Origin of the sequence: Microbacterium sp. OR21, from assembly GCF_047306785.1 — a bacterium.
GTDB classification, from domain to species: domain Bacteria; phylum Actinomycetota; class Actinomycetes; order Actinomycetales; family Microbacteriaceae; genus Microbacterium; species Microbacterium esteraromaticum_E.
On record NZ_JAZEXJ010000003.1, the window covers coordinates 1 to 21,090 of the forward strand.

Below are 21,090 nucleotides of genomic sequence, written 5' to 3' on the forward strand. Positions count from 1 at the left end.
TCGACCAATTTGGAACGCTGCAGAGCGGATGAGAAGGCTGTGCGCATCGCCCCATCCAAGGAGAGGGTGAATCTAAGGTCACGCGGGAGCAAGCCAGCGGGACTTGCGAATCGGCGTCTCAGCGCCGCTGCGATGTCGAGCTCCGTGGAGGGGGCGGAGGCATCTAACGCAAGGTCGATGACGTTCCTGTCGGCGCGAGACAGCACCTCCTCGACACCGCAGCCGAGCCGCAACATTCGTACGGTGGCGGCCGCGAGAGACCTGCGCTCCGTGGAATTCCACTGCCCGCGACGGCTGACTATCGTTCCGAAGAGATTGACGCGGATCAGTTTTGCTCCCAGTGATCGGCGTTCACGCGGTGTCAGGTTCTCGGCTAACGCTTCGGTGGGTTCGAGCCAGGCGAACTCATCTTCCAGCGGTCGCGGTGCGTACGAGATGCGGTCGCCCGCATCTGCTTGGATTATGTATGCCGGGCCGCGGCGGGCGTATCCTACGCGGCTTCCGGAGAACCACAATTGGGTCACGAATGGGATGTCCTCGCCCGTGGCGATGCCAATAGGCAGGCGCGCGTGCCCGAAGCGCTCCCGTGAGAAGATCCCCAGGGGAGCGGACCGATAACTGAGTCGATCGCGAACGGGGTCGAGCGTGTGCGTTCGCCACGGTCGGGTCGGAGGTGTGATCACGGCGGCGCCCGACGAATGCCGAAGGCGCGGGATGACGATGTCCGAGCCTGTACGACGAGCGAAATCCCACCATTCGCGGTACGCGCCCGCCTCCACCGTGTCATCGGAGCCCATGATGCTCACCCACGGCGCACGCGCGTTCGAGAGCCCTACGTTCATCGGTCCTGAAGGACTTCTGACACCGTCATTCAGCGAGAACAGGTCCGCGTCAGGATAATCCGCGACAATCCTCTCGAACGGGGCAGGCGAGGTGTTGTGCGCGATGACCAGCACGCGCACGAGTCCTTCGCTGCCCGTGAAGATCGACTGGAGGGTGCGACGAAGCGGCCGTTCGGGATCGTGGATTGGGACGATGACGTCGATCTGAGCCGTCACGCCTCGGCGTCCTTACGATGTACTCTGTCGCCTGCATGCGCCGCGTATATGGATGTGAGCGCGTCACACACGCGCTCCGGCGAGAAACGGCCGCGTACAGTAAAAGCAATATCCTCCGCAGTCAGCGTGAGCTCGGTGCGCAAATGACGAACCGCTGCCGCGTACGCCGAACCCGTCTGCTCGTGGACAAATCGTGCCGTACGGCTGTCTGCATAGTCGACCGCACCGGACTGATGGCCGATCACGATAGGGCGGCCGTGCATCAAGGCTTCTGCTGCGACAACGCAGAAGTTGTCCCCTTGTGTCGGAAGAATGAAGATGTCGGCCATGTCGAGGCATGCCCCGACACCGGCCGAGTCGAGCGTGCCAGGCAATGTCACGAGATGCCCCATGCCCCGACGTCGAACCTCTTCCTCGATCTCTCCTCGTTGAGGTCCATCACCCACCCATGTGAGGTGTGAACTCACCCCTGAGGTTCTCAACTCGTCCACGGCTGCGACAGCGATCAAGGCGCCTTTGCGCGCGATCATGCTACCGATACCCACGAGGCGGAGCTGTTCCCCGTCTTCCGGGGGTGGCGTAACAGGGGTCGCGGGAACGACGCACGGGACGATCGGTACATCGGGTCGGCCAAAGGACGATATCCCTGCCGCCAGACGCGAACTCTCCGCGATGACTTCGTCGGGCCTGCGGAGCACCCGCGCCAAGACACGAAGTACGAGGCGGTGTGGAATACTCAGCGTTTCCGGAGAGCTGATGCCCGACCAGTGCTCGGAATGGATCCATGGCACGGAGCGAGTCCCCGGTCGACCGCTGAGCCAGGGGACGAGACTGGTGAGCGCATGTGTGTGGACGATGTCGGCGTCCAAGGCGAGTCGCCTCACCAGACTTCGTGCACGAGCATACGAACGCGGATTCGAGCGCGTCAGGGGGACGTGGGTGTACTCGTGCTCCGCACCTCGAAGTGGAGTGTGACCTTGCCAGTCAAGATGCACGACGTGAACGTCATGCTTGCGGAGCAGCGCGTGCACCTCGCGCTGGACGAACACCCCGGATGACGGCGTGCTTGCGCCCGGGAACCATGGGGTCACGACCAGCACACGCACGAGCTCGATGATAGTGCCCAATTCTGACTGAAACCGCTGCAGCGGCTTCACCCTAGACTGGAGGCCATGCGTATCGCCGTCGTGGCCCTTGGAAAGATCGGGCTTCCCCTCGCCGTCCAGTTCGCCTCCTCCGGTCATGATGTGGTCGGTGTCGACGTCAACCAGAGGGCGGTTGACTCGATCAACGCCGCGCAGGAGCCGTTTCCGGGTGAGGCGCAGCTGCAGGAGCGCCTGGAGGAGCTGATCCCTGCGGGTCGGCTGCGTGCCACGACGGATTACGCTGACGCGATCCCGGGGGCGGATGCTGTGGTGCTGGTGGCTCCGGTGTTCGTGAACGATGAGACGTGGGAGCCGGACTTCAAGTACATGGACGCGGCGACGAAGTCGCTGGCCGAGCACCTCACTCCCGGGACGCTCGTCTCGTACGAGACGACGTTGCCCGTCGGGACGACGCGGACGCGGTGGAAGCCGATGCTGGAGCAGGGATCAGGCCTCGTCGAAGGCGAAGACTTCTTCCTGGCGTACTCGCCGGAGCGGGTGCTGACCGGTCGCGTGTTCGAGGACCTGCGCAAGTACCCGAAGCTGATCGGCGCGCTGTCGGAGGAGGGTAACCGTCGCGCACGCGAGTTCTACGAGGCGGTGCTGCAGTTCGATGAGCGGCCCGATCTCGCGCAGCCGAACGGTGTGTGGGATCTCGGATCCACCGAGGCATCGGAGATGGCGAAGCTGGCCGAGACCACGTACCGGGATGTGAACATCGGGCTGGCGAACCAGTTCGGTCTGTTCGCGGCGTCGCACGGCATCGACGTGTACAAGGTGATCGACGCGTGCAACTCGCAGCCGTACAGCCACATCCACCGCCCCGGAATCGCCGTGGGCGGGCACTGCATCCCGGTGTACCCCCGCCTGTACCTGTCGACGGATCCGGATGCGGACATCGTGCGCGTCGCCCGTCAGCTGAACGCCTCCATGCCCGAGCGGCTGGTCGCGCAGGCCGAGGGCATCCTGGGCGATCTCAAGGGGCAGCGGGCGGTCGTGCTCGGCGCGGCCTACCGTGGTGGGGTGAAGGAGACGGCGTTCTCCGGCGTCTTCCCGACGGTGGCCGCACTGAAGGCGCGCGGCGCCGAGGTGGTCGTGCACGACCCGCTCTACACCGACGACGAGCTGCGCGGGCTGGGCTTCGAGCCGTACGCGATCGGCGACGCCGCTGACCTCGCGATCCTGCAGACCGACCACGCCGACTACCGGGCCCTCGCGCCCGCGAGCATCCCCGGCGTGAAGCTGCTCGTCGACGGACGCAACGCCTCCGACGCCGTCCTGTGGGCCGGCACCCCGCGAATCGTCGTCGGCACCGCCGGCTGAGCCGACGTGTCGGCCGGGGCGCCCGGATCTCCCAGCAACCCGCCGATACGATTGCACTATGGATCTTCTCGTCGTCGGGTCGGGTTTTTTCGGCCTCACCATCGCCGAGCGCGCCGCTGAAGCCGGCCGCAAGGTGACCGTCATCGACCGCCGCTCGCACATCGGCGGCAACGCCTACAGCGAAGCCGAGCCCGAGACGGGGATCGAGGTGCACCGTTACGGCGCCCACCTGTTCCACACCTCCAACGCCACGGTGTGGGAGTACGTCAACCGCTTCACGACGTTCACGGACTACGTGCACCGCGTCTATACGAACCACAAGAGCGTCGTGTACCCGATGCCGGTGAACCTCGGAACCATCAACCAGTTCTTCCAGGCCGCCTACTCGCCGGACGAGGCCCGAGCGCTGGTCAAGGAGCAGGCGGGGGAGTTCGACGCCAAGACCGCGCAGAACTTCGAGGAGAAGGGCATCGCACTCGTCGGTCGTCCTCTGTTCGAGGCGTTCTTCCGCGACTACACGGCCAAGCAGTGGCAGACCGATCCGCAGAAGCTGTCGGGTGACATCGTCAGCCGTCTCCCCGTGCGCTACACCTACGACAACCGGTACTTCAACGACACCTGGGAGGGTCTGCCCACCGACGGCTACACCGCGTGGCTCGAGCGCATGGCCGACCACCCGAACATCGAGGTCAAGCTCGGCGTCGACTACTTCGACGAGTCGCAGCCACTCAGCAAGCGCGCGACGGTCGGTCAGCTGCCGGTGGTGTACACCGGGCCCGTCGACCGGTACTTCGACTACGCCGAGGGCGAGCTAAGCTGGCGCACTCTCGATTTCGAGCAGGAGGTGCTGAACGTCGGCGACTTCCAGGGGACAAGCGTGATGAACTACCCCGACCTCGACGTTCCCTTCACGCGCATCCACGAGTTCAAGCACTTCCACCCCGAGCGTCGTGAGATCTTCAACTCAGACAAGACGGTGATCATGCGGGAGTTCTCGCGATTCGCGGATCGCGATGACGAGCCGTACTACCCGGTCAACACCGCGGCCGACCGCGACGGTCTGCTGGCGTACCGCGAGCTCGCCAAGGGAGAGCGGGACGTGCACTTCGGCGGGCGCCTCGGCACCTATCAGTACCTCGACATGCACATGGCGATCGGCTCCGCACTGTCGATGTGGCGCAACGATCTCTCCGGCGAGAGCGACTGACATGGCGAGGACGGTCGGAGCGCCGGGGACTCCCCGGCGTTACTTCCACTCGCTGTGGCTGCTGTCGGCGCGTGACCTGAAGGTCCGGTACTCGACCAGCGCGCTGGGGTATCTCTGGTCGGTGCTCGATCCGCTGGTGATGAGCGCCATCTACTGGTTCGTCTTCACCGTGATTTTCCAACGCGGCTCCATCGGCGCTCAGCCGTATATCGTGTTCCTGATCGCGGCTCTGCTTCCGTGGGTGTGGTTCCAGACCGCCGTCTCAGACTTCACCAAGGCGTTCAAGAAGGATGCTCGCCTCGTGCGATCCACGTCCATCCCGCGATCGATCTGGGTGATGCGGCCGGTGCTGTCCAAGGGCGTCGAGTTCCTCTTCTCGATGCCGGTGCTGATCGTCTTCGTCGTCGGCACCAGGATCTGGGGCGAGGGGGAGAACGTCGCGCATGTCGGATGGGGAATCCTGCTGCTTCCCGTCGCGATCGTGCTCCAGGCGGTCCTGCTGATCGGGATCGGACTGCTCGTCGCGCCGCTCTGCGCGCTGTACACGGATCTGGAGCGCACCACCGCACTCTTCATGCGCGCCCTGTTCTACGCTTCCCCGATCATCTATGCCGTACAGGACGTACCCGGAGTGCTTCGTGACCTTGCACCCTTCAATCCTCTCGCGGGAATCTTCACGCTCTACCGGATGGCCTTCTTCCCCGACATGTGGGATGCGCGAACGGTGCTGATCAGCGTCGCTATGAGTCTGATCATCCTGGTGCTCGGTGCCTGGGTGTTCCGCAGACTCGAGCGACCCGTACTGAAAGGGCTGTGATGACCGCTGCCATCGAGGTGAACGGGCTCGGCGTGCGGTTCCGGCGAAACAGGCGGGGCACACGCAATTTCAAGGACATCTTCGCTGGAGCGACGAGGCGTGCGCGACCAGGCGAGTTCTGGGCGCTTCGGGGTGTCTCCTTCGACGTCGCTCCCGGTGAGTCGATCGGGGTCGTGGGCCGCAACGGCCAGGGGAAGTCGACCCTTCTGCGTCTGGTGGCGGGTGTGCTGCTGCCTGACGAGGGCACCGTGCGGGTCCACGGTGGCGTCGCACCACTCATCGAGCTCACCGGGGGATTCGTCGGTGATCTGACCGTGCGTGAGAACGTGCGCCTGACGGCCGGACTCCATGGAATGTCGAAGTCGGAGGTCGGGCGGCGGTACGACGAGATGATCGCGTTCGCCGAGCTGGAGGACTTCCAGGAGACGCCCTACAAGCACCTGTCGAACGGCATGAAGGTACGCCTCGCCTTCTCGGTGGTCTCGCAGCTCGACGAGCCGATCCTGCTGGTCGACGAGGTCCTGGCGGTGGGGGACAAGGCGTTCCGCGACAAATGCTACAAGCGCATCGACGAGCTGCTCACCGAGGGGCGGACGCTCTTCTTCGTCAGCCACAGCGAGCGTGACCTGCGCCGCTTCTGCCGACGTGGCCTCTACCTCGACAAGGGGCGACTCGTGATGGACGGGCCGATCGGCGAGGTCCTAGACCGGTACAACGCCGATCACAACGCGCACTGAGGTTCTGACCGACCCGGTGTGCGTCCGGCCCGGTCGGCACTCGCTGTGACTCAGCCCGCGATGAGCTCGTTCAGACTGCGCAGCTTCGAGCGCGCCGCCGACAGCTGGGTGCTGGTCGGCGTGCCCTCGCCGAAGGCCGCGCGCAGCGCGTCGAGGGACTCCCCGTACGCCTGCACCCTCGAGCGCCACTCCGCGGCGATCGAGCTGGGCGTCACCGTGTCGGCCATCCGCCCCGCGTCGCCACGGAGCTCGTCGGCGATCTGCATGCCCTCCTCACCCGAGGCATCCTGCGCGTACGACAGGCCTGTCGCGGCAGCGTCCAGCAGGGGCTGGACCTTGCCGCGGAACACGGGCAGCGCCGGATCCGCGGGCGCCGGCGGCGCCGTCGGAGCGGAGGACGGGGTCGGCGCCGGCGAAGGAGACGAGGTCGGACTCGGGCTGGGGGTCGCAGAGGGCGTCGGCGACGGCGAGGCGGATGCCGTGGCGGACGGGGCCGGAGATCGGGTCTCCGAAGATGCCGGCTCACCGGCCTCCCACGGCCGCACGAATGCCAGGACGACGGCGACAGCGGCGATGACGGCGACGACGCCGAGACCGATCATCAGCCACATCCGCGACCGGCCGGGCTTCTCATTGGTGTACGCCCAGACATACTCGGGCTGCGGGTCGGTCATCGCTCCTCCAGGGCGGGCATCGGCTGCCAGGTGCGGTCGCGGCTGATCCGGGCCCCGTCGCGGAGTCCGCGCAGAAGATTGCTCGTGCCGCGCACCGTGCGCTCGACGAAGAACAGGCGGATCAGCTCCTTGAAGAAGGTCGCCGCGGTGCCGAGGCCGAACAGCACCGGACTGTATGCGTCATGCGCGCGGTAGTAGTGCTTGATGTACGCCCGGTTGCGCATGATGTAGTAGCGGTACGCGTTGCTGGACGCGTTCATGTGGCGGATGCCCATGTCCCACTGCTTGATCTCCCGCGTGCGCCGCAGCACGAACTCGTCGACGATGACCGCTGTGGTCAGGCGCGAGGCCAGCCAGCCGTACATCTGGTCATCCCAGTAGATGAAGAAGCGCGGATCGGGCAGACCGATGCGCTGGACGATCGAGCGATGGATGAACATCCCCTCGAAGCATCCGCTGTTCATCGGTTTGAAGCCCGACGAGTCGAACTTAGACGGTGCGAACGGGATGGGGATGCCCATGCGCTCGGCGATCCGGTATTGCCAGTAGAACTCACTGCCGTCGTAGTCGTAGCGGCGACCCTGGATGCTCTTGAAGCGACGCGACCAGCGGCCCATCTTGGCGAGTCCGTCCTGAATCACCTCGACATCGTCGTCCATCATCCAGATCCACTCGGAGCCGAGCTCGTAGGCGGTGCGCATGCCCTCGCTGAAGCCGCCGGAGCCGCCGGTGTTCGTCTCGAGTCGACGGTAGACGATCTCGGTGCCGATGTCGTCGCGGAACGAGTCGACGACCTCGGTGGTGTCGTCGGCGGAGGCGTTGTCGATGATGACGACGCGGCCCGGCTTCGGATCCATCGAGCGGATGCTGGCGAGCAGACCGCTGAGCAGGTGCGAACGGTTGTAGGTGACGATGACGATCGCCGCGGTCGACGGATCGAAATCTGCGGACATCATGCCTGCTCCTCGAAGATCTCACGCCATGACTCGTCGGAGACGAGATCGGGCAGAGCGGCGCGGTACTCCGACTGGAGCTTCGACCAGTTGCGTCGCAGCTTGCGATGCAGCCGGATGCTCTGGGTCAGCATCCGGCGGTACTGCGCGCGGTCACGCGTGTACACGTTCTTGCCGGACCCGTCTGCAGCGCTGACCAGTGCACTGTCGAATAGCGGTACGCGCCACCAGTGCGCGTCCCCCTTGCCGAATTCGACCTCCGGCTGCGCGACGTTGGCGGGGTCGGGGGAGCGAAGCCAGTGCGAGAGCAGAGTGCGAAGCGTGAACCAGCGCAGGCGCAGCCCTGTCGGGCTGTCGTACTCGTGCTGCTTCATCCGCTTGAACACCTGCCGGCCCTTGCGTGAGTGCAGCACTCGACTGGGGTCACGGTGCACCACCGTCTCGGGGAAGTCGGAGGCGAGCTTGCGCGCCGCCGGCATCGCGGTGGCCAGATTCCGCTTCATGTGCGCCGGTCCCGACAGCACATCGCGCAGCGCCCGCGCACGCAGTGCGACGGGGTAGTACTGCATCATCATCAGGTGCTTGAGGTCCACGCGAAGGCTGTGCTTGAGCAGCCTGCCGCCCTGAGGAGCGTTCGAGTGCAGCAGACCGGCGACGATGCGGTTTCGCGCGTGGAAGTACGCCTGCCAATCGATCGAGTCGTCCTTATTCACCCACGACACATGCCAGAGCGCGACGCCGGGAAGCGAGACCGTGGGGAAGCCCGCCTCGCCCGCACGCAGGCAGAATTCTGCGTCATCCCACTTGATGAACGCGGGGAGGGAGAGACCGACCTCGCGGATGGCGTCGAGGGGGATCAGGCACATCCACCAGCCGTTGTAGTCGGCGTCCATCCGCATGTGCAGCAGCGGCGACTGGCGCAGGTTGGCGACACCGAAGTCGTGCGGCATCTTCTCCTGGTACAGGTTCCGCCACATGAACGGGTGCTCGTCAACGACCTCGGCCCAGCCGTGCAGCTTGGGCCGGTCGAGCAGGTCGAACATGTGTCCGCCCACCAGAACCGGCGTCGTGGCGTAGCGGGCGAAGACGATCGAGCGCCGCAGGGACTCGGGCTCGAGTCGCACATCGTCGTCGAGCAGCTGCACGAAGTCGCTCTCGGGTCGCTGCAGAGTCTCGTGCATGGAGCGGGCGAAGCCGCCTGATCCACCGAGGTTCGGCTGGCGGATGACCTGCAGCGTGTCGCCGAGGTCGGCTGCGACCTCGTCGAAGCCGCTCTGCTCGGCGACCAGCTGCGTGCCCTGGTCGATGAGGAAGATGCGATCGACGAACTCTAGGGCATCCGGCGAGGCCGCGAGCGCCTGCAGAGTGTCGACGCAGTAATCCGGCTTGTTGTAGGTGGTGATCCCGAGCGAGGCCTTCCCCTCGCGCACCGGCTCCTGCTCGGTGGTCCACTGCGCACCCTCGAGCGTCGCGTTCTTCTCGTCGGCGACGACGTCGAACCAGATCCAGCCGCCGTCGCTGTACTCGGTGAGCGACAGATCGAACGACGTCGTCGCGTCTCCGTGCACCTCGCGGGTGTCGATGCGCTGGCGCACACCGCCGCCGTTCGAACGGTAGACGAGAACGGTCGCGGGCCCGGAGGTGCGCACCGTGAGGCGCACCTCGCGGACGCTCGTCCAGTGCTGCCAGTACGACGCGGGGAACGCGTTGAAGTATGTTCCGAGCGAGACGCGGCGTCCGGAGACGACGCGGGCCCGATGCCGACCGAGGATGTTGCCCAGGTGCGCGCGGTTGGAGACCCGCACCGGCTCTTCGTCGATGACCGACCAGGTGTCGGGGTCCGCGTACAGCGGGAGCAGATCGGGGTCGCGGTCAAGAGGGAAGACGACGTTCTGCAGCACGTGGGTCACGGGGGCCAAGCCTACCGGTCGCTGCTTGGGAACTCCGGTGCCGGAGCGTCGCGCCCGTGATTCAGCCGCGTGGTCCCTCCGGGCCGAGCGTCGAGATGGCCCCGGTCTGCGCTGCGTCGATGCTCTCTCGCCACGATCGGGTCTGCCCTGCCCGCAGTGCGCAGAGCACGAACAGCAGCCAGCCGATACCGGTGAGCGTGAAGCTCTCGAACATCGACTCGACACCCAGCGTCACCAGCACCAGCGGTGTCCATGCATAGACGACCGAGCGGCGCACACTGGCGACCAGCCACGAGCGCACGACGGCGACGCCGCCGAGCACGAGGAACAGGGCGAGTCCCGCCCAGCCGACCTGGAGCAGGGTGTCGAAGTAGGCGTTGAGCGCGGACTGGTGATGGTCGGACAGCTGGAAGTTGACGTAGGTGAAGGGATACTCCCCGCGCGGCCACGGACCGAACCAGCCGTACCCGGTGATCGGCCGCTCGGAGATGAAGTCCAGCAGCAGATTCCAGAGGTCGGCGCGGGTGGAGAAGTCGGATCCGGCGTCGAGCAGCCGGATGATCTGGTGCCTCAGGGCGAAGGCGACGACGAGCCCGGCGACGACCAGCGCGCCGAGACCCGCCTGCACCGCGCTGCGCCGGTGCGGCGGCGTGTGCCGCACGATCGTCAGTGCGGTGGTCGCGACGCCCACCGCGGCCGCCAGCACCACCACGGTGGGTGAGGCGGAGAGCAGCGCGAGGAAACCGCCGAGAGCGATCGAGAGCGTGCCCGCGACTCGTCCGATCGACTGCGTGCGCCATTCGATCACGAACGTGATGAGGGCGACCACGGCGATGAAGCCCAGCATGTTGCGCGTTCCGAACACTCCCTGGATCGGGCCGCCGGTCGCGAGCGCACCCTGGATGCCGAGCGCGGTGAAGGGCGTGTCGAGCAGGATGCCGGAGAGGATCTCGAGGGCCAGCGAGACCGTCAGCAGGACACGCAGCGTGTCGCCGATCGCGCGCACCGTCTGCAGCGTGTCGCGCACGTGCCCGATCGTGATGGCGATCAGCGCATATCCGAAGAGCGTGATCCAGCCCGCGACGGTGCCGCCTCGGTCGGACGACCAGAGCGTGCTCAGCAGCGTCAGCAGCAGGAAGCCGAGCAGCGAGGTGGGCGCGAAGCGCAGCACGGAGAGCTCGTCCCTGCGCACGGCCAGCACCGCGACACCGAGCAGCGCGAGCGCGGCGATGATGGTGGCCAGGCTCACCGGCGACATCATCCGCTCGATGAGGAACGAGGTGAATGCCGCGGTGAGTGCCGTGAGCGTGTAGGCACGGGCGAACGCGGCCGATCCGAGGAGCGAGACGACGTACCGCCGCGGTGTCATGGCACCTGCCGGGACTGCGGACCGTGCGAGATCACAGGCGTGCGCTCACCGACGCCCACGCCGATCAGCGGCACCGCCTTCATCTTGAACGACAGCAGGATCAGCAGCAGCCAGCCCCAGAGCATGATGGGAGCCGATTCGGCGAGGCCTTCGACGAGCAGCACGGCGACGAGCAGCAGAGGCAGCAGCGACAGCGGCGAGTACGGCCGCGCGGCGTCGAGGTCCCACCTCGGGCGGTCGACGGCGAAGAACCACGCGCGCCAGGTGAGCGCGAGCCACGCGACCGCCATCAGCACCACGCCGACGGCACCCAGCTGCAGGAAGACGTCGAGCCACATGTCATGCGCATGGAAGACGCTGAGCCCGTGGTTGAGGATCCAGCCGTCGAACGCCGGATCCCAGGGCACCCACGGAGAGGAGAAGCCGTTGCCGAAGATCGGGCGGGTGATCGCACGATCCCACACGGCCTGCCAGATCTCGAGGCGCCCGGTGAGGTCGGACCCTTTGCCGAGGAGCGAGAGGACGGCATCGCGCAGCAGCACGGCAGAGGCGACACCTCCGACGGCGACCGCGAAAAAGACCAGATACAGCCGGCCGCGTCGGCGCGGCGAGGCGGCGCGCATGATCAGAGCCGCGGCCAGCACGGCGGCGACGACGCCGATGCTCAGGTACACGGTCGCCGAGGCGGCCTTCACGAGCAGCACCGCCGCGAGCACAGCCCAGAAGATCAGCATCGACCGACGGCGCACCTGGGTCGCGTACAGCACCCCGAACACGATCAAGGCGAACAGGCACATCATCGCCAGGGTGTGCGCGTTGCCGACCACGCCCTGGATGCGACCATCGTCGAACAGGTTGCCGCGCACCCAGTACAGGTGGGGATCGATCTTCCCCTCCGGCACCTCGGCGAAATTCGGCAGCAGCGGATGCCGCAGCACCAGCGCCACCCAGAGCTCGATGGCCAGCGACAGTCCGAGGATGGTCTTCAGCACGGTCGAGAGCGCTCGCGCGATCTCCTGCCAGGTGAGCATGGTCGCCACCAGCAGCGCCGTGACGGTGATGCCGGCCAGCAGCGTCCAGGTCAGCAGCGTCGCCGCAGGCCAGCGGGACCACAGCGTCGAGACCAGTGCCAGCGCCCCGTAGCCGAGCGCGGCCCAGGGCAGCCGGCGCCAGGGGAAGCGGGTGGGACGACCCGCGACCACCGCGGGGACCCAGATCGCCAGCGCTCCGACGGTCAGCACGACGAGCAGGATGCCCGAGCCGAGCGGGCCGAGCAGGTTGTACACGGCCGTGTGCGCGAAGATGCAGAACAGTGCGAGCACGCTGTACGCGCGCACAAGCAGATGCGCGGTCGTCTCGCGCGGCGGTGCCGCGGGGAGCGCTGCGACAGGATGCTTGGTGTACACGGCCATCGGGTTCAGGCTACCGCGCGGACGCAGGGACGCACCCGTCTCGGAGCGCGTGAAACCCCCGTGACAGCTCCGCGACACGCCGATGCGACCTCAATGAACCTTGAACGCGCGCTTGAGGGTTTACCATCTGCGACTTGACCGCGACGAATGACACGGGTGTAATTAGTGATGCACGGCCCATGGGGGGCACACGCAGGGTTGGGAGATCGAGATGACGGGTTACCGGTCGGACGTTCCCGAGAATTGGTTCGTCGATCCAGTGAACCTCGGCGTACCCGGGGTACGCAGAGCAGATGCCGATGATGACGGCGCACTCGCCTGGCAGGCGGACGCGCTGTGCGCGCAGACCGACCCCGAGGCGTTCTTCCCCGAGAAGGGCGGCTCGACGCGAGACGCGAAGCGCATCTGCACCTCGTGCGATGTGCGCGGCGAATGCCTCGAGTACGCGCTGACCAACGACGAGCGCTTCGGGATCTGGGGCGGGCTGAGCGAGCGCGAACGTCGCAGGCTCAAGCGCCGCGCGAGCTGACCGCTTCGCGGGCGCGCCGAGTCCGATGACCGGCGCCCCGCGGGAGCGTGTCTAGGCTGTCTCTGCCATGCCATCCCGAGTACACGTCATCGTCGTCGCACGGACCGGAGCCCCCGCCGCCGCACAGCTCAGCCGAACTCTCGACGCGCTGCGCGGGCAGAGCACGCCTCCGCAGGCGGTCACCGTCGTCGTCCTGGGGGACGGTGCGCAGGTGCGAGCCCTCGAGGGGATCGGTCACAGTGTCGAGGCGATCATCGAGGCCCGTGCGACGACATCCTTCGCCGAAGCCGTCGCTCTGGCCCAGCCCCGCGTCGCCGACGGCAGCGCCGTCTGGCTGCTGACGCACGACTCCGTCCCCGAGCGGAGGGCGCTGCAGCTGCTCGCCGGTTCGCTCGAGCGCTCCCCGTCCGCAGCCATCGCCGCACCGAAGCTCGTGCGACACGACGACGGCCGTGCGATCGTCTCGATGGGCGTCACCATGAGCCGCCTCGGGCGCACCGTCGAACTCGCCGCGGACGAGCTCGATCAGGGTCAGCACGACGCGGACGAAGACACTCTGGGCGCCGACGTCCGCGGCATGCTCATCCGCGGCGCCGCGCCCGTCGTGCTCCGCCCCGACACCGGCCTCGGCGGCGCGGACGAGGGGCTCGACCTCGGCGTGCGCGCTCGTCTCGGGGGAGCCCGGACCGTGCTCGTGCCGAAGGCGCGGATCAGCGTGCGGCCCGACGGCGTCGCGGCTGCACCGCAGCGCGACTCGGCGCGCGCATGGGTGAGCAGGCGGGCACAGCTGCACCGCCGGCTGGTGTACGCGCCGGCGATCGCCGTGCCCCTGCACTGGCTGAGCCTGCTCCCGCTCGCCCTCTGGCGATCGATCGCGCATCTGGTGGGCAAGCGGCCGAGTGCCGTCGCACCGGAATGGGGCGCAGCCCTGGCATCCATGATCTCGATCGGCGCCGTCATGCGCTCGCGGCGCGCGATCCGCTCCTTCCGCTCCGCGTCATGGGCGAGCATCGCACCGCTGCGCGTGACTCGCACCCAGCTGCGCCATCGCCTCGACGACGGCCATGGCAGCGAACGGGGCGCGGTGAGCGAACTGCGCTTCTTCAGCGGCGGAGGCGCGTGGGCGGTGCTCGCCGCCCTAGTCGTCGGCATCGCCGCGTTCTTCCCGCTTCTGGCCTGGCCCAGCGCGGGCGGGGGAGAGCTGCTTCCGATGCGTCAAGGGGTCGCCGAGCTGTGGCGGGATGCCGGTTGGGGGCTTCGCGATCTCGGCCTGGCAGTCATCGGGCCGGCCGATCCCTTCGCCGCCGTGCTCGCAGTGCTGGGCACGCTCTGGCCCGGCTCGCCCTCGTTCGCCGTCGTCCTGCTGTGGCTGGGGGCGCTGCCTCTCGCGGTGCTCGGCGGCTGGTTCGCGGCGACCCGCGTCACCGAGCGCTCCGGACTGCGGATCCTCGGCGGCGTGCTGTGGGCACTCGCGCCGACCTTCCTCGCGGCTCTCGTGCAGGGGCGGCCGGCAGCTGTGCTGCTGCACCTGCTGCTGCCCTGGCTGTTCCACTCCGCGGCGGTCGCGCACCGCTCGTGGGGTGCCGCCGGCGCGGCATCGCTGCTGGCAGCGGCGGCGCTGGCCTGTGCTCCCTCCCTCGCTCCCGCGCTCGTGCTGCTGTGGGCGCTGACGCTGATCCTGATGCTCTCCACGCGCCGGATCCGCGGCGCGGTGCGCGTGTTCTGGCTGCTGATCCCAGCGGCGACGATGTTCGCCCCGCTCGTCTACTGGCAGCTTCGTCACGGCGACCCCTGGGCGCTGCTCGCCGATCCCGGCGCCGTCCAGTCGCTGGCGCAGGCGTCGTCGGATGCCGTCGGGCGCCTGCTCATCGCTCAGGGCTTCCCGGCTCCCGGCCACGGGGGATGGGACGTGCTGCTCGGCGCGGAGATCGCACCGTTCGCCGCGCTGCTGCTCGCGCCGGTGGCGATCCTCGCGCTCACCTCGGCGCTCTCGCCGCGCTGGCGGGCAGGATTCGCGCTGCTGATCACGACGATGACCGGCCTGATCACGGCGATCCTCGCCGTCGGGATCGCGGTGTCGTTCACGGACGGCGACGTTGTGCCGCTCTGGCCGGGAACGGGCCTGAGCCTCGCCTGGCTCGGAGCCGTCGGCGCCGCGCTGGTCACGCTCGACACGGTCGTCGCGCGCCCTGCTCTGCGGTCCGCTGCGGCTCTCGTCACCGGGGCCGCGGTGGTGGTATGCGCGGTGCCCGGTCTGCTCGCCGTGAACCTCGGCGAGGCGCAGATCCGCAACGGCGCCACCAGCACGCTTCCGGCTCTGGTCGCCGCCCACGCGGCGGATGACGCCGACAGCGGAACGCTCATCATGACCCCACTGGACGATGGGTCGCTGGCGACCGAGCTCGTATGGGGCCCAAGCGACACTCTCGGAGCCCAGACCACCATGCTGAGCACCGCCACCCGCGTGCAGGGCGACGATCTCGCGACCGGCGCGGTCGACCTGATCTCCTCACGCGACTTCGACGCCGCTGCCGAGCTCGCCGGTCACGGGATCGCGTTCGTGCTGCTCTCGTCCGCGCCCGGTCGCAGCGATCAGGCCCGCAGCATGGTCGACGCCGCCGTCACCGCCATCGATCAGCGGCCCGGCTTCGTCAAGGCGGGCGAGACGCCCAACGGGATGCTGTGGCAGGTCGACTCCGAGATCTCTGAGCGAGCGCAGCCCACCGAGACGCAGCGCGCCGCCGGGCACCTGGTCGGATGGGCCCAGCTCATCGTCGTCCTCTCCGCCCTGCTGCTCGCGATCCCCACCCGCGCGTCCCGACGCGAGGCGCGTGCACGCTCCCGCGTCGTGGGCCGCTCGGCCGATGAGCCTCTGGCGCCATCCCAGCGGCAGCGGACCGACTCGGGCACCGGGGCGGTGGCCGTGTCGTCTGTCGCACCTGTCGACACGGCTGCACCACAGGAGCCCGACGAGCCCGACGAGCTCGCAGAATCCACGGAACCCGCGGAAGCGGGCGAACAGACACCGGGCGACGCGGAGCGGGCGAACGCCCCGGACGCTGAGCCGGCGCACGCCGCAGTCGAGGAGCAGAGCCGATGAAGCAGCGCACCATCCGTCTGGCGGCCACCGGAGCCCGCATCGCCACCGGCGCAGCCGTCGCGACCGCCTGCGTGCTGGGCGTCGCCGCCGCCGTCGCAGCGCCGCTGCCGACGGTGCAGAACACCGCGGCCTCCACCACGGTCACACCGATGCCGGGAGACTCGACCATCGTCTGCAACGGATCGTTCCGAGCTCTGGGCCGTGACTCCAGCCGTGCCGACCTGCTCGTCTCGGCCGGCCTGCCGCGCCTCCGACTCGACGCCGGAGAGCAGGAGACCAGCACGACCCCGCTGCAGATGCCCGACGTGCTCGGCGGCGAAGGCGCGATGAGCATCACCGCAGCGACGACCGACCGCACCGCACCGCTCGTCTCGGCATCCGAATCGCTGCGACTCGACGACGAGGATCTGCGCGGCTTCGTGGCCGCCCCCTGCCGAGAGGCGACCATGGGGTCGTGGCTCGTCGGAGGCGACGGTTCGACGGGATCGTCGGACGTGATCCTGCTCTCGAACCCGTCCGATGTGCCCGCGACCGTCGACCTCAACGTCTACGGAACCCAGAGAGCGACCACGACGAGGGTCGTGCCGCCGAAGACGCAGGTCACGCTGGCGCTCGCCTCCGTCGCCGGGGCGGAGCCGCGACCGGTCATCGAGGTCGTTCCCACGGGTGCCCCCGTCCGCGCATCCCTGCAGTCCGCGCACGTGCGCACCCTCGAGGCCGTCGGCATCGACCTGCAGGACGGCACCGGCGGCGCCCAGAAGCGTCTGCGTCTTCTCGGCGTGCAGTCCCAGCCGGTCGCCGAGGGCGACGACTCCAGCGGCATCCTGGTGCGCATCCTCGCACCGTCCGACGACACCACCGCCACCGTGCGGGTGCGCGGAGCCGACGGCGACTCCGACGAGTACACGATCGACCTCATCGCCGGGATCCCGGCGGAGATCTCGCTGACCGGCATCTCCGCGGGCGCACACGACGTCGAGATCGATGCGAGCGAGCCGGTGGTCGCCGGCGCGCGGCAGACGGCAGGAGCGGACGGCCGGGAGGACTTCAGCTGGATGCTGCCCGCACCGCAGCTGACCGGAACCGTGCCCTTCTCGGTGCCCAGCGGGGTGCCTGCCACGCTGTACCTGCGCAACGCCGAGGAGAATCCGGTGACGGTGACCCTCGAGGGCGCCGATGCGCGCACGATCGAGCTGCCCGCCGACGGCGTCGCCGAGGTTCCGCTGCGCGCCGGCGGTCATCGACTGCGCAGCGAGGGCGCGGTGCACGTCGCCGTCGGACTGCTCGGCGACGCGGCGATCGCGGGGTGGCCGCTGTGGGCGCCGCCGGCGACCCAGCAGCCCATCACCGTGCGTCCCTGAGCGCCGCGGCGCCGCAGCCGCCGCGCGGGCAGCGTCAGTGGTCGCGGCCGTCCGGCCCGAGCTCCCACGGCTCGCGGCCGACGTACTCCGCCGCCGCGTGGAAGACGGCGCTCTCGATCGCCATGCGGCGATGAGACGCATCGTCATGGCCCTTCGGCAGCAGCCGTTCGATGGGCACCCGGTAGAGAGTGATGCGCTGAGCCGCCGGATCGGCGCGCCAGAGCGGGATGCCGTCGCCGCGATCGTGCACCGGCATCGCGGCGATCTCGAACCGCACCTCGCGCAGCTCCTCCCACGCGCCGCGCAGGTATTCCACGGCGCTGCCGACGGTGATCTCGAACCGGTCCAGTCGGCCGTCGAGCGGCGGCAGGGGAGGCCGGACGACCTCGCTGCGGCCGAGGCGGCCGTGCCTGCCGTGACGTGCACCCCGTCGAACTCGGGGAGAGGAGCGTCTGCCGGGCATGCCGAAAGTCTATGCGCTGCCGCGCGGCGCCGGTACAGGTCCAGAGGACGGTCGTAGTCTGGACGGGATGGAAGACACACTCCGCCTCGATGCGACTGCGCTCCTGGGCGAACGGCTCTGCTCGAAGGTCGCCTGTGCTCGCGAAGCCGTCGCGACCCTGACCTTCGACTACGGCGACCAGATGGCGGCGCTCGGGCCTCTCGGTCCCGGTGGCGACCCTCATGCGCACGACCTGTGTGCGCAGCACGCCGAGCGGCTCTCGGTTCCCGCCGGGTGGCTGGTCGTGCGCCACGAGGCGCTGCGCGGCTGACCTGCACGCCCGAGCGCGCGGCAGCGGCAGGTCAGAGCCGGATACGACGCCCGCTGAGCCGTTCGGCCCGTTCGTCGGCGTTCGTCAGCGCGGTCTTCTCCCGCTCACGCCGCAGCACGGTGATGCCGAGCAGCAGCTCCTCTGCGGACACCGCGGGCACCGGCGACACGAACGGCCGTGCCTCCGCGGCGAGCTCCTGCGCCACCCCGGCGCGCGCCGCAGGCGACAGGCGCTGGGCGTGCGCCAGGAACTGCGAGATGCGCCGCGCGAGCCGGTCGGGCATCCGCGCGACGTCGGCGATCGACGCCCATCCGGCGAGGGAGGGGGGCAGGTACGGCTGGTGCGCAGGCAGCGCGGGCGTGCGCACGCGCTGCGAGTAGGTTCCGGCGACCAGGTCGCCCAGCCGCTGAGAGCGCGCGGTGAGCGCACCGGTGATCACCGCGGCCCCGCCGAAGGTCATGTACACCTCGAGAACGCCGACCAGCGCGCGGATGAACGTGTGCCGGAAGGTGATCGCGCCGCCGTCGATGCGCACGATCCGCCCGCCGACGGCGAGCTTGCCGAGGCTGCGTCCCCGTGTCGCCACCTCGACCGTGATCGGCAGCACGAGGAAGCTCAGCACGGCGGCGCAGATCATCAGGATGCGGAACGTGTGCTCGGTGAGCAGTCCCTCCGACATCAGCCACACCTGCACCCAGGTGACGGCGATGAACAGCACGATGCCGAGGGCCATGTCGATCAGGGCGCCGGCTGCGCGCAGCACGAACCCGACCGGCTGCACGTCGATCGCGACGGCCTCGCCGGAGAGGATCTCCTGCTCATCGGTGATCGTGGCGGACATGAGTACAGTAAATCAGGTGGATGCCGATGCTCTCGCCGACGCCCGCCGCCCGGAGTGGGAGCGGCTGGACGACCTCAGCCGCAGACGACGGCTCAGCGGAGCAGAGGTCGATGAGCTCATCGTCCGTTATCGAGCCGCATCCGCGGACCTGGCCGAGCTGAAGACATCGGTGGGTGACTCGCCGCAGGGCGCGTACCTGTCGACGATCCTCGCCGCCGCACGCCTGAGGCTGACCGGTGCGAGCGACAACGTGCTCGCGCAGGCCGGCCGCTTCTTCGCACTGCAGCTGCCGGCTGCGCTGTACCGGATCCGCTGGACGACCGGTGTCATCGCGGCATCCTTCGTGCTGGTCGTTGTGATCACCGGCGCCTGGATAGCCTCCGACCCGGCGCTGATCGCGACGCTCGGGCCGCCGGAGGTGCTGAAGCAGTACGCCGAGGAGGACTTCGTCGACTACTACGGGCCGATGGCATCGTTCGCCGGGATGGTATGGCTCAACAACGCCTGGATCGCCATGCAGTGCGTGCTGTTCGGCGTGACGGGTGCCTGGCCGGTGTGGATGCTGGTTCAGAACGCCTTCGGGCTCGGCGTCGCCGCGGCGGTGATGTCGGCCTACGGGCGACTCGACACCATGGTGCTGCACATCCTTCCGCACGGGATGCTCGAGCTCACGGCGATCTTCGTCGCCGCCGCCGCCGGGCTGCACATCTTCTGGGCGTGGGCCGCACCAGGACGCCGCACTCGGGCGCAATCGCTCGCCGAGGGCGGGCGCGCCCTCGCGACGGTCGCGATCGGGCTCGTGTTCGTGCTGCTGCTGTCGGGACTGGTCGAGGGATTCGTCACCGGATCGGATCTGGCGTGGCCGGTGAAGATCGGGATCGGAGCGCTCGCGCTGGCGGGCTTCCTGTTCTACATGCTCGTCATCGGCCGCCGTGCGGCCAGGCGAGGCGAGAGCGGCGATCTCGTCGAGTACGAGGCGGGCACGCCGACTCTCACCGCGGGCTGACGGACGGTCCGTCAGCCGGTTCGGACGCCGCCGCGCCGTCGAACAGCGCACGGTAGGCGATCCCGATCGCCGCCGCGCCGAGCGCGGGGAACACCAGGAACACCCACAGCTGCGCCAGCGGGTCGATCCCGCCGTAGATGGCGGTGGCGATCGAGCGCGCCGGATTCGCGGCGCCGTTGTCGACGGGGATCGCGACGAGCTGGATCGCCGCGAAGGTCAGGCCGATCGCGATGCCGGCCAGTGGCGTGCCGCGCTCGGGGTGCGTCACGCTGAGGAAGACGAGCACCAGCAGGAGGGTGAGGATCACCTCGATGACGATCGCCGCGGGCATCCCGAACCCGCCGGGGGAGAGCGGACCCCAGCCGGTGCTCGCGAACCCGGCATCCTGAACACCTTCCAGCCACGCGTCCGGTCCGAACAGGCCGACGACGATGAGCGCCGTCGTGGCGATCACGCCGCCGATCACCTGTGCGATCAGGTACGGCAGCACGTCGCGCCACGCCAGACGCCCGGCGGCCGCGGCGCCGATCGTCAGCGCGGGGTTGAAGTGCCCGCCCGAGACGGGCGCGAACGAGGCGAACGCGGCGAGCAGCGCCAGGCCGAAGGCGAGGGCCACCGCCACGTACACCGCCGATCCCGCCCCTGGATCGGCGAACAGGTTGGCGGTGAACAGCGTCGTCCCGATGCCGACGAACACGATCAGGAACGATCCGAAGCCCTCGGCTGTGAGGCGAGCGCTCAGCGAGGGAGCCGACGGGGGTGGGTTCACAGTCATCGCACTCTCCAAATCACACAGCCGTGAGCTTCATCATCCCTCCAAATCTCGCGACACGAGCTCAGGCTCGCCGCGCGCACGGCGGTCGGCGGAGGCTCGC

General features: G+C 68.6%; 19 protein-coding genes. 9 read left to right on the forward strand and 10 right to left on the reverse strand.

Annotation, left to right across the window (positions count from 1 at the left end; all coding sequences use genetic code 11):
- Nucleotides 1-1,058: glycosyltransferase (locus V2S04_RS08510; RefSeq protein WP_413638129.1), on the reverse strand; the 1,058-nt coding region annotated here is incomplete at its 3' end.
- Nucleotides 1,055-2,302, reverse strand: a complete 1,248-nt coding sequence (locus tag V2S04_RS08515) for a glycosyltransferase family 4 protein (RefSeq protein WP_413638130.1) — start codon at nucleotides 2,300-2,302, stop codon at nucleotides 1,055-1,057. The genes V2S04_RS08515 and V2S04_RS08510, both read right to left, overlap by 4 nt.
- Between V2S04_RS08515 and V2S04_RS08520 the strand changes: the two genes are divergently transcribed.
- Genes V2S04_RS08520 through V2S04_RS08535 form a run of 4 tightly spaced genes read left to right on the forward strand, consistent with a single transcriptional unit; the run spans nucleotide 2,231 to nucleotide 6,287 of the window.
- Nucleotides 2,231-3,526, forward strand: a complete 1,296-nt coding sequence (locus tag V2S04_RS08520; RefSeq protein WP_413638131.1) for a nucleotide sugar dehydrogenase — start codon at nucleotides 2,231-2,233, stop codon at nucleotides 3,524-3,526. The genes V2S04_RS08515 and V2S04_RS08520 overlap by 72 nt on opposite strands.
- A 58-nt stretch (nucleotides 3,527-3,584) precedes the next feature.
- On the forward strand, nucleotides 3,585-4,733 hold the full coding sequence (gene glf / locus V2S04_RS08525) for a UDP-galactopyranose mutase (protein ID WP_413638132.1): 1,149 nt from the start codon (nucleotides 3,585-3,587) through the stop codon (nucleotides 4,731-4,733).
- A 1-nt stretch (nucleotide 4,734) separates the two neighbouring features.
- Entirely contained in the window at nucleotides 4,735-5,550 is an 816-nt protein-coding gene (locus V2S04_RS08530) for an ABC transporter permease (RefSeq protein WP_413638133.1), read from the forward strand.
- Nucleotides 5,550-6,287 carry an ABC transporter ATP-binding protein gene (locus V2S04_RS08535; protein ID WP_413638134.1) on the forward strand — a complete coding sequence of 246 codons (738 nt, stop codon included), beginning with the start codon at nucleotides 5,550-5,552 and terminating at the stop codon, nucleotides 6,285-6,287. Before V2S04_RS08530 ends, V2S04_RS08535 begins: the two co-directional genes overlap by 1 nt.
- 50 nt (nucleotides 6,288-6,337) lie before the next feature.
- Here V2S04_RS08535 and V2S04_RS08540 read toward each other — a convergent pair whose 3' ends face one another.
- From V2S04_RS08540 to V2S04_RS08560, 5 genes are all read right to left on the reverse strand, one after another.
- Complete coding sequence (locus tag V2S04_RS08540) at nucleotides 6,338-6,961, reverse strand: hypothetical protein (protein ID WP_413638135.1); 624 nt, start codon at nucleotides 6,959-6,961, stop codon at nucleotides 6,338-6,340.
- Nucleotides 6,958-7,917: a glycosyltransferase family 2 protein gene (locus V2S04_RS08545; protein WP_413638136.1), complete on the reverse strand. Its 960-nt coding sequence runs from the start codon at nucleotides 7,915-7,917 to the stop codon at nucleotides 6,958-6,960. The genes V2S04_RS08540 and V2S04_RS08545 overlap by 4 nt, the downstream gene beginning before the upstream one ends.
- Nucleotides 7,914-9,824: a glycosyltransferase gene (locus V2S04_RS08550; protein WP_413638137.1), complete on the reverse strand. Its 1,911-nt coding sequence runs from the start codon at nucleotides 9,822-9,824 to the stop codon at nucleotides 7,914-7,916. Before V2S04_RS08550 ends, V2S04_RS08545 begins: the two co-directional genes overlap by 4 nt.
- Before the next feature lie 61 nt (nucleotides 9,825-9,885).
- Nucleotides 9,886-11,193, reverse strand: a complete 1,308-nt coding sequence (locus V2S04_RS08555) for an O-antigen ligase family protein (RefSeq protein ID WP_413638138.1) — start codon at nucleotides 11,191-11,193, stop codon at nucleotides 9,886-9,888.
- A complete protein-coding gene (locus V2S04_RS08560; protein ID WP_413638139.1) occupies nucleotides 11,190-12,605 on the reverse strand; it encodes an O-antigen ligase family protein in 1,416 nt (471 codons plus the stop codon). Before V2S04_RS08560 ends, V2S04_RS08555 begins: the two co-directional genes overlap by 4 nt.
- A gap of 211 nt (nucleotides 12,606-12,816) precedes the next feature.
- On the opposite strand from V2S04_RS08560, the gene V2S04_RS08565 reads away from it, so the two are divergent.
- The 3 genes from V2S04_RS08565 (at nucleotide 12,817) to V2S04_RS08575 (ending at nucleotide 17,595) form a co-directional block, all read left to right on the forward strand.
- Nucleotides 12,817-13,134, forward strand: coding sequence for a WhiB family transcriptional regulator (locus V2S04_RS08565; protein ID WP_413638140.1), 318 nt, complete (start codon nucleotides 12,817-12,819; stop codon nucleotides 13,132-13,134).
- Between the two features lie 67 nt (nucleotides 13,135-13,201).
- Entirely contained in the window at nucleotides 13,202-16,234 is a 3,033-nt protein-coding gene (locus tag V2S04_RS08570; RefSeq protein WP_413638141.1) for a glycosyltransferase, read from the forward strand.
- On the forward strand, nucleotides 16,231-17,595 hold the full coding sequence (locus V2S04_RS08575) for a DUF5719 family protein (RefSeq protein ID WP_413638142.1): 1,365 nt from the start codon (nucleotides 16,231-16,233) through the stop codon (nucleotides 17,593-17,595). Before V2S04_RS08570 ends, V2S04_RS08575 begins: the two co-directional genes overlap by 4 nt.
- Nucleotides 17,596-17,629: 34 nt before the next feature.
- On the opposite strand, the gene V2S04_RS08580 is transcribed toward V2S04_RS08575, so the two are convergent.
- Nucleotides 17,630-18,058 carry a hypothetical protein gene (locus tag V2S04_RS08580; RefSeq protein WP_413638143.1) on the reverse strand — a complete coding sequence of 143 codons (429 nt, stop codon included), beginning with the start codon at nucleotides 18,056-18,058 and terminating at the stop codon, nucleotides 17,630-17,632.
- Between the two features lie 103 nt (nucleotides 18,059-18,161).
- Here V2S04_RS08580 and V2S04_RS08585 point away from each other — a divergent pair, with 103 nt between their 5' ends.
- Complete coding sequence (locus V2S04_RS08585; RefSeq protein WP_181417699.1) at nucleotides 18,162-18,368, forward strand: DUF3499 family protein; 207 nt, start codon at nucleotides 18,162-18,164, stop codon at nucleotides 18,366-18,368.
- A 31-nt stretch (nucleotides 18,369-18,399) separates the two neighbouring features.
- On the opposite strand, the gene V2S04_RS08590 is transcribed toward V2S04_RS08585, so the two are convergent.
- Nucleotides 18,400-19,209: an RDD family protein gene (locus V2S04_RS08590; RefSeq protein ID WP_413638144.1), complete on the reverse strand. Its 810-nt coding sequence runs from the start codon at nucleotides 19,207-19,209 to the stop codon at nucleotides 18,400-18,402.
- Between the two features lie 16 nt (nucleotides 19,210-19,225).
- On the opposite strand from V2S04_RS08590, the gene V2S04_RS08595 reads away from it, so the two are divergent.
- Complete coding sequence (locus V2S04_RS08595) at nucleotides 19,226-20,215, forward strand: stage II sporulation protein M (protein ID WP_413638755.1); 990 nt, start codon at nucleotides 19,226-19,228, stop codon at nucleotides 20,213-20,215.
- On the opposite strand, the gene V2S04_RS08600 is transcribed toward V2S04_RS08595, so the two are convergent.
- Nucleotides 20,202-20,990 (reverse strand): aquaporin, encoded by a 789-nt coding sequence (locus V2S04_RS08600; RefSeq protein WP_413638145.1) that lies wholly within the window; start codon nucleotides 20,988-20,990, stop codon nucleotides 20,202-20,204. The genes V2S04_RS08595 and V2S04_RS08600 overlap by 14 nt on opposite strands.
- Between the last annotated feature and the right edge of the window lie 100 nt (nucleotides 20,991-21,090).

Coding starts and splice junctions, on each gene's coding strand:
- V2S04_RS08575 (WP_413638142.1), top strand. CDS start 16,231: ATGAAGCAGCGCACCATCCGTCTGGCGGCCACCGGAGCCCGCATCGCC.
- V2S04_RS08580 (WP_413638143.1), bottom strand. CDS start 18,058: ATGCCCGGCAGACGCTCCTCTCCCCGAGTTCGACGGGGTGCACGTCAC.
- glf (WP_413638132.1), top strand. CDS start 3,585: ATGGATCTTCTCGTCGTCGGGTCGGGTTTTTTCGGCCTCACCATCGCC.
- V2S04_RS08555 (WP_413638138.1), bottom strand. CDS start 11,193: ATGACACCGCGGCGGTACGTCGTCTCGCTCCTCGGATCGGCCGCGTTC.
- V2S04_RS08540 (WP_413638135.1), bottom strand. CDS start 6,961: ATGACCGACCCGCAGCCCGAGTATGTCTGGGCGTACACCAATGAGAAG.
- V2S04_RS08535 (WP_413638134.1), top strand. CDS start 5,550: ATGACCGCTGCCATCGAGGTGAACGGGCTCGGCGTGCGGTTCCGGCGA.
- V2S04_RS08570 (WP_413638141.1), top strand. CDS start 13,202: ATGCCATCCCGAGTACACGTCATCGTCGTCGCACGGACCGGAGCCCCC.
- V2S04_RS08530 (WP_413638133.1), top strand. CDS start 4,735: ATGGCGAGGACGGTCGGAGCGCCGGGGACTCCCCGGCGTTACTTCCAC.
- V2S04_RS08560 (WP_413638139.1), bottom strand. CDS start 12,605: ATGGCCGTGTACACCAAGCATCCTGTCGCAGCGCTCCCCGCGGCACCG.
- V2S04_RS08600 (WP_413638145.1), bottom strand. CDS start 20,990: ATGACTGTGAACCCACCCCCGTCGGCTCCCTCGCTGAGCGCTCGCCTC.
- V2S04_RS08520 (WP_413638131.1), top strand. CDS start 2,231: ATGCGTATCGCCGTCGTGGCCCTTGGAAAGATCGGGCTTCCCCTCGCC.
- V2S04_RS08515 (WP_413638130.1), bottom strand. CDS start 2,302: ATGACCGGAGGAGGCGAACTGGACGGCGAGGGGAAGCCCGATCTTTCC.
- V2S04_RS08545 (WP_413638136.1), bottom strand. CDS start 7,917: ATGATGTCCGCAGATTTCGATCCGTCGACCGCGGCGATCGTCATCGTC.
- V2S04_RS08565 (WP_413638140.1), top strand. CDS start 12,817: ATGACGGGTTACCGGTCGGACGTTCCCGAGAATTGGTTCGTCGATCCA.
- V2S04_RS08590 (WP_413638144.1), bottom strand. CDS start 19,209: ATGTCCGCCACGATCACCGATGAGCAGGAGATCCTCTCCGGCGAGGCC.